The sequence below is a fragment of the Streptomyces sp. MUSC 14 genome (genome assembly GCF_001866675.1).
Taxonomy (GTDB): Bacteria; Actinomycetota; Actinomycetes; order Streptomycetales; family Streptomycetaceae; genus Streptomyces.
Genome location: NZ_MLYN01000031.1, coordinates 1 through 2,511, shown reverse-complemented (window position 1 = coordinate 2,511; position 2,511 = coordinate 1). Strand labels below are relative to the sequence as shown.

1 protein-coding gene is annotated in these 2,511 nt (G+C 73.9%); it reads left to right on the top strand.

What is annotated here, in order from left to right:
* Window positions 1-2,511: condensation domain-containing protein (locus tag BIV25_RS20600; RefSeq protein ID WP_143076667.1), on the top strand; the 2,511-nt coding region annotated here is incomplete at both ends.

Sequence of the window (2,511 nt, the reverse complement as noted above, 5' to 3'; positions counted from 1 at the left end):
GTGGAGACCGTCGTCTTCGCCGGTGAGGCACTCTCCTGCGACATGGTCCGCAAGGTGCGCGACACGCTGCCCGGTACCCGTGTCGTCAACGCCTACGGCCAGACCGAGAGTTTCTACGCCGCCACCTTCACGGTTCCGCAGGACTGGGCGGGGACGGGTGCGGTGCCGGTCGGGGCGCCGCTGGCCAACATGCGTGCCTTCGTCCTGGGGCCGGAGCTGACGCCGGTGCCGCAGGGTGTCGTGGGCGAGCTGTATGTGGCCGGTCTGGTCGCCCGCGGCTATCACCGCAACGGCGCCGCCACCGCGGAGCGCTTCGTCGCCTGCCCCTTCGGGCCTGCCGGTGCGCGTATGTACCGCACCGGCGACCTGGCCGAGTGGGACGAGAGCGGCCGGCTGAAGTACGCGGGCCGCGCCGACAACCAGGTCAAGGTGAACGGCATCCGCGTCGAGCCGACCGAGATCGAGACCGCCCTCGCCCAGCATCCCGCGGTCAGCCGGGCCGTGGTCACGGTGTGCAAGGACCCCACCGGCGCCACCCGGCTCGTCGGCTACGTGGCACAGGCGGGCGCCGGTGCCCAGGGCGGGGACGTGGACATCAACGCCACCGTCTCGCCGGCGGATCTGCGGCGGTTCGCGGCCAAGCGGCTGCCGGACTACATGGTGCCCGCGCAGCTGGTGGTCCTGGACCGGCTGCCGCTGACCGCGAACGGAAAGCTGGACCGGGCCGCGCTGCCCGAGCCGGAGTTCACCGGCACCGAGTACCGCGCGCCGCGCGGCGAGGCGGAGCGGGTCCTGGCCGAGGTGTACGCCGATGTGCTCGGTGCCGGTCAGGTCGGTGTCGACGACGACTTCTTCGCCGGCGGCGGGGACAGCATCCGGTCCATCCAGGTCGTGGCCCGTGCCAAGGCGCGCGGTGTCGTGGTCAGTACGCGGGAGATCTTCGAGCACCGCACGGTCGCCCGGCTCGCGGAGCTGGTCGAGGGCCGGGCGGAAGAGGAGCGGGTGGTCCTGGCCGAGCTGCCGGGCGGCGGTGTCGGCTGGGCTCCGCTGCCGCCGACGGCGGCGCATGTGCTCGCGTTGGGCGGTGGCATCGGAAGGTTCTGCATGTCGGCGCTGCTGACCCTGCCCGAAGGCATCGACCGCGCCGGGCTGGCCGCGACGCTGCAGGCGGTGCTGGACCGGCACGACGTGCTGCGCTCGAAGCTGGACCGGACGGATCCGGGCCTGCGGATGGAGCCGGCGGGAAGCGTGCGCGCGGAGGGCCTGCTGCGGGAAGTCCCCTACCCGGGGGCCGGGATGCAGGCCGAGCTGGACGCCGCCGCGGACCGGCTGGACCCGGACGCGGGTGTGATGGCGCAGTTCGTGTGGTTCACCTCCGACACGGAGGCGGACCGGCTGCTGATCGTGCTGCACCACCTGGTCGTCGACGGGGTGTCGTGGCGGATCCTGCTGCCCGACCTGGTCTCCGCCTGGCAGCGGGTCCGGGGCGCCGGCGCTCCCGGACCGGCCGCCGTGGGCACCTCGTTGCGCCGGTGGACACACGCCCTGGCCGAGCAGGCGGCCACCGGGCAGCGGGTGGCGGAGCTGCCGGTGTGGCAGGAGATCCTGGCCGGCGACGAGCCGGTCCTGGGCGCACGTGAGCTGGACCCGGCGCGCGATGTCACGGCGACCGTGGACACCGTCCGCATCCAGGTGCCCGCGGATGTCACGGACACTCTGCTGAACACGCTGCCCGCGGTGTTCCGGAGTGGTGTCGACGACGGCCTCCTCGCCGGTCTCGCCCTCGCGCTGGCGCGCTGGCGCCGGACGCGGGGCGTGTCCGCCTCCTCGGCGCTGGTCCGGCTGGAGGGGCACGGCCGCGAGGAGCACCTGGTGCCCGGCGCGGACCTGTCGGGCACGCTGGGATGGTTCACCGCGATGTACCCGGTCCGCCTGGACGTGGCCGGCATCGACGTGGCGGACGCGTTCGCCGGCGGCACGTCCGCCGGGCGGGCCGTCAAGGCCGTCAAGGAGCAGCTGCGGGCGGTGCCGGACAACGGCCTGGGCTACGGCCTGCTGCGCCACCTGAACCCGGAGACCGCCGCCGAGCTGTCCGGGGCGCGTCGGCCGCAGATCGGGTTCAACTACCTCGGCAAGGCGTCCGGCGCGGACATCCCCGAGCACCTGCGGGGTCTTGGCTGGGCCCCGGACACCACGCACCGGGACCTGATCGCCGCGCCGGACGCGGACATGCCGGTGCTCTCCGCGCTGGAGATCAACGCGGTGGCCACCGACACCGGCCACGGCGACGAACTGACCGCCTACTTCGGCTTCCCCACCGGCCTCCTCTCACGTGCGGAGGTCACCGAGCTGGCCGCGCTGTGGGTCGAGGCACTGACCGCCCTGGCCCGCCACGCCACCGCCCCCGACGCCGGCGGACTCACCCCCAGCGACGCCCCCCTGGTCCGGGTGGGCCAGCACGAGATCGACGCCTGGGAAACCCGCTTCGGCAAACTCGCCAAGGTATGGCCG